This window comes from Lonsdalea britannica (genome assembly GCF_946477055.1).
Classification (GTDB): Bacteria; Pseudomonadota; Gammaproteobacteria; order Enterobacterales; family Enterobacteriaceae; genus Lonsdalea; species Lonsdalea britannica_A.
Window position 1 is genome coordinate 1 of record NZ_CAMKXG010000258.1, and the last position, 4,825, is coordinate 4,825.

3 protein-coding genes and 1 pseudogene are annotated in these 4,825 nt (G+C 58.7%); 1 reads left to right on the forward strand and 3 read right to left on the reverse strand.

All coding sequences use genetic code 11. The annotated features are described in order from the left end of the window. Positions 1 to 644, reverse strand: a 644-nt coding sequence (locus tag Q7O77_RS14645) for an AMIN domain-containing protein (protein WP_304168764.1), incomplete at its 3' end; no start/stop codon positions are given. 233 nt (positions 645 to 877) lie between these two features. On the opposite strand from Q7O77_RS14645, the gene argA reads away from it, so the two are divergent. After that, on the forward strand, positions 878 to 2,203 hold the full coding sequence (gene argA / locus Q7O77_RS14650; protein WP_304168768.1) for an amino-acid N-acetyltransferase: 1,326 nt from the start codon (positions 878 to 880) through the stop codon (positions 2,201 to 2,203). A gap of 59 nt (positions 2,204 to 2,262) precedes the next feature. Here argA and recD read toward each other — a convergent pair whose 3' ends face one another. Together recD and recB are read right to left on the reverse strand one after the other, a co-directional pair. Further along, positions 2,263 to 4,140: an exodeoxyribonuclease V subunit alpha gene (gene recD, locus Q7O77_RS14655; protein ID WP_304168771.1), complete on the reverse strand. Its 1,878-nt coding sequence runs from the start codon at positions 4,138 to 4,140 to the stop codon at positions 2,263 to 2,265. Continuing rightward, positions 4,133 to 4,825: pseudogene (gene recB, locus Q7O77_RS14660) on the reverse strand (exodeoxyribonuclease V subunit beta); the annotation flags it as partial. The pseudogene recB and the gene recD, both read right to left, overlap by 8 nt.

Consider the following 4,825-nt stretch of genomic DNA (forward strand, 5'->3'; position numbering starts at 1 on the left):
ACAACATCTTTTTCACGCGTCCGATTTTTGCCGATCGCGCCGGGATCTTCCCCGCCGTGCCCCGGATCCAGCATCACCACCAGCGGTCTTTCCCGCCCGGGCTTTCCGGCAAGCGGCGCTTCCTGCGGCAGCGTACGTTCAAGATCGCCCTTGTTGTAGTCCTCCAGCAACGCCAGCAGCGGATCTTCCGCATTGTCGTAACGCCCCTCGACCGGATAAAGATCAAGCACGAGACGATTTTTGAATCCGGCGACCGGCGACAGAGCAAATGTTTTGGGGCTGACCTGCTGCTTCAGTTCCAGCACCAGCCGCACCGTCTGCTTATCGAACTGCCCTGCCCGGGCGGTCTTGATGTAAGGGTCACCTTGATTGAAGCGCTGGCCGACATTTTTCAGCACGCTGTTCAGGGAGACATTTTCGATGTCCACCACCAACCGCCGGGGATTATCCAGCATAAACTGCCGATACTTCAGGGGGTGGCTGGATTCCAGCGTAACGCGGGTATAGGCCGATGCAGGCCAGATACGCACGGCGATAACCTGCGACGTGGCGGCAATACCCACGCCGGTAACACTCAACAGCCAGGTCGCAGCCGCACCCTGTAATAGTCGTCGGCGGGTCAGGGGGTGATTCGAATCAGACATGCAGCTCCGGTTTACGTACGGGGTAACAACCAATGACGATAAAAAAGGTTATGTTTTTCAGAAACGCCCGAAACTTTAGCGAATCTGCCCCATACTGTCATGGAAAAAGTTTCCCGTTTAAGCGTGAATACTGGGGTCGCGGCATGAAAAAATGCGGACGATGAAACGCTTGCCTTTTACGCCATTAAGAATAAAAATACAAAAATACCGAATAAAAATTCAGGAGGCTCGCAGTGAAGGAACGTAGTACAGAACTGGTGCAAGGCTTCCGCCATTCAGTTCCTTATATCAACGCGCATCGCGGCAAAACGTTCGTCATCATGCTGGGCGGTGAAGCGATTGAGCATGAAAACTTCAGCAATATCGTCAGCGACATCGGTCTGCTTCACAGTCTGGGCATCAAGCTGGTTGTGGTTTACGGCGCCCGTCCGCAGATCGACGCCAATCTGGTCGCACACCATTGCGAGCCGACCTATCACAAACATACCCGCATTACCGACAGCACCACGCTGGAACTGGTGAAGCAAGCCGCCGGTATGCTGCAGCTGGACATCACCGCCCGCCTGTCGATGAGCCTGACCAATACGCCGCTGCAAGGCGCGCATATTAACGTCGTCAGCGGCAATTTCGTCATCGCCCAACCGCTTGGCGTGGATGACGGCGTGGACTACTGCCACAGCGGCCGTATTCGTCGTATCGACGAAGAGGCGCTTCACCGCCAGCTGGCGAGCGGCGCTATCGTGCTGCTCGGCCCCGTCGCGGTTTCCGTGACCGGCGAAAGCTTCAATTTGACCTCAGAAGAGGTGGCGACGCAGCTGGCGATAAAACTGCGGGCGGAAAAGATGATCGGCTTCTGCGCCGAACAAGGCGTCACCGACAAGAATGGCAATGTTATCCCTGAGATGCTGCCGGAAGAGGCGCAACACCTGATTCAGAGCCAGGAGGAAGTGGAAGACTTCAATTCCGAAGTAGTGCGTTTCCTGCGCGGCGCTGTGAAAGCCTGCCGCAGCGGGGTACGCCGTAGCCACCTCATCAGCTATCAGGAAGAGGGCGCGCTATTGCAGGAACTGTTTTCTCGCGATGGTATCGGGACTCAGGTGGTCATGGAGAGCGCCGAGCAGGTACGCCGCGCCACCATCAACGATATCGGGGGGATTCTGGAACTGATTCATCCGCTGGAACAGCAAGGCATTCTGGTGCGCCGCTCCCGCGAACAGCTGGAAATGGAAATCGACAAATTCACCGTCGTCGTCCGAGATAACCTGACCATCGCCTGCGCGGCGCTTTATCCGTTCCCCGAAGAAAGCATTGCCGAGATGGCGTGCGTGGCGGTGCATCCGGAATATCGCAACTCTTCCCGTGGCGACGAGCTGCTGCATCACATCGAGACTCAGGCACGTCATCAGGGACTTAAACGCCTGTTCGTGCTGACGACGCACAGCATCCACTGGTTCCAGGAGCGCGGCTTCCAGCCCGCTGAAGTCGCGATGCTGCCAAGGCGTAAGCAGGAGCTGTATAACTATCAGCGCCGCTCGAAAATACTGGTCATGGATCTCTAAAGCGCTATCGCAGGACCAGACCGGCGCGAAAGCTCTATTCTTTCGCGCCGCCCCTTTCTTTAACCCTTTTCCATGTCGCCCGACGACTCCGCCATCAAAGATCGAATACGCGCCTCAAGTCCGCTATAGCGCTGCGTCGGCGTACTCACCGCCCGGCACAGTATTGCCCTATCGCTGAAAAGCGACAGCCGCTGTCGAGCGCGAGTGATCGCGGTGTACACCAACTCCCGCGTCAAGACAGGCAGAAAGTGATTCGGCAGCGCCAGCGCCGTGTGTTCGAACTCCGAGCCCTGAGACTTATGCACGGTCATGGCATAGGCCGTTTCATGCGGCGGCAGGCGGCTAGGCGCGACCGATTTGGTTCGACCTTCCGGCAGTTGGAAATAGACCCGCAGCTCACCCTGTTCGTTCGTCATACTCATGCCGATGTCGCCGTTGAATAACCCCAGCACGGCATCGTTGCGCTCAATCATTACGGGGCGGCCGACATACCAGCGCCCGCCATTAAGCGTGGGCCGTTGAATCAGTCCCGCCACCTGCAATGCGCGTTCAATCCGCTGATTCAGTCCAGCGACGCCAAACGGCCCTTCCCGAAGCGCACACAGCTGTCGGTAACGTTGAAAAGCCTGCAGTACCTGCTCCGGAGCATCACCGCGCTGAATACGCTGAAGATAATCCGTGTACCCTTCCACCGCCTGGTCCAGCAGGCGCTGATAGTCTGCGTTATCCGCCAGCGGCAAACAGACGATATCGTCATACCCGTGCTGCAAAACGGCCTGTAGCTGTGCTTCGTCTCCCCGGTTGACCGCCTTCGCCAACTGTCCGATACCCGAGTGCGCAGTGAAGCGGTAGCTCTTGCGCAGCAGACAAATGCTATCGGCCACCGAGGCATGTTCCGCCGAGCCCGCTTCCAGCGTGCAACCGGTAAGGCGATTCAGCTGCTGACTCCGCTTCTGACTGTAGCCCTGTTCGGCGAAGCGACAGATGTCGCCCAGCACTGCCCCGGCCTCGACCGAAGCCAGCTGGTCTCGGTCGCCCAACAGGATGATGCGGGCCTGTGGCGGTAGCGCGGCGATTAGATTCGCCATCATCGGGAGATCGACCATCGAGGCTTCGTCCACCACCAGTACATCCAAGTGCAGCGGATTATCCTGATGGTAGCGCAGGCGCTGGCTGTCAGGCACCGCGCCCAACAGGCGGTGCAGCGTGGTCGCCTCCTGCGGAAAAGCCATTCGCTGAGCGTCGCTGAGCGGCAGCTGGCTTAACACGCTGCCCAATGATTCGGTGAGACGCGCGGCGGCTTTTCCGGTGGGCGCCGCCAGCTGAATACGCGGCGACGGCCCATCCTGCAGTTCTATCAGCGCCGCCAGCAGTCTGGCGACCGTCGTCGTTTTACCAGTACCCGGCCCTCCTGAAATCACCGCAATTCGCCGGGTCAATGCGACCGCCGCGGCGATCTTTTGCCAGTCGGCTTCGCCCTCCACCGCAGGAAACAGGCCATCCAACACCGCGCGGATATGGGCTTCGTCATAGACAGGCTCGGCACGATTACCGGCGATAAACTGCGCGACTCGGCACTCGCCCTGCCAGCTGCGCTGCAGGTACAGATTGTCCTGCTGAAAAACCAGCGGAGCAGGATCTTCACCCTCGCTGACGGCGGGATCGTTCAACAACCGCTGTCGCCATTCACTTTCATCCGGTTTCCCTAACCGCTGCCAGATCTCCTGAGCCAGCGCCCGATCCCGCCCGTCAAACAAGGAATTAGGATGAAGCTGTGACAGCGGCAGACAAACGTGCCCCGCGCCAACGTAGGCGCTGAGGCATGCCGCCGCCAGCAGGAGGTACGGCTGGTCGTCGTCCGCCAGCATGCGGGCAAACTGCACGTCCAGCGGACGCAACCATCGCCGCTGACGCGCTTCTTCCAACAGCTCAATCATGCCCGACATGCGCGCCCTCCGTTACCTCTTCGCCGCAAAACAAACCATCCATATCGTCGACAAACGCCCGGGATGGACGCGAGAAATAGATCCCGTTGCCGGGATGCTCGGCGCTGACGCCACGTAAAAACAGATAAAAAACGCCGCCGAAGTGCTGTTCATACTCGTAGTCCGGCAGTCGGTGTCGCAAATAACGATGCAGCGCCAGCGTGTAGAGCTGGTACTGCAGGTCGTACCGATGTTCCGCCATCGCCCGCATCATGGCGTCCTGCGTATAGGCGCTGGCGTCATGACCCAGCCAGTTGGATTTGTAATCCAGCAGGTAGTAACGCCCCTCCCAGACAAACACCAGGTCGATAAATCCCTTCAGCATGCCTTTGACCTGCTGGAACGATAAGGCCGGGCAGAGCGCGGAGAGCGGGTCATGATGTCGTATCAGGCTATCCAGCGCGTCGGCGGTGAGCATCCGCTGTATCGGCAGATAAAACTGCAGCTCGGCCTGTTTATGCCCATTATCCAACTCGACGAGCCGAATCCCGTCATCGTTGAGCGGCAGGCTCAGGACGTTCTCCATCCAGGGTTTCAGCACCGACAGCCACTCATCCTCAATGCCATAGTGCCGCAGCTGTTCCAGTAGCCACTCGTCGTCGATCGGCTGGGTGAAATCCAGCGTCTCGAACAGGCT